General features: G+C 48.3%; 1 pseudogene. It reads left to right on the top strand.

What is annotated here, in order from left to right:
* A pseudogene (locus V5P19_RS24370) lies at positions 1-242 on the top strand (rhomboid family intramembrane serine protease); the annotation flags it as partial.

The raw sequence follows: 242 nt of genomic DNA, 5'->3' as shown, positions 1-242 counted from the left end.
GGCAAAGCCTGCGTGAAGAGTTTTATCCGCAGGAGATTGAACAAGAGCGACGACAAAAAAAACAACAGTTAGCGGAGGAACGCAACGCCCTCAGGGAAACATTATCCGCTCCGGTAAGTCGTGAACAGGCCAGTGGTGATTTGCTCGCTGAGATTGCCGATATCCATGATATGGCGATCAGTCGGGATGGTAATACGTTGTATGCCGCAATTGAAAACACCAACAGCATTGTTGTTTTCGAC

Source organism: Enterobacter sp. UNJFSC 003 (genome assembly GCF_036903355.1).
Lineage (GTDB): Bacteria > Pseudomonadota > Gammaproteobacteria > Enterobacterales > Enterobacteriaceae > Enterobacter.
This window is presented reverse-complemented; position numbering and strand designations above follow the sequence as displayed.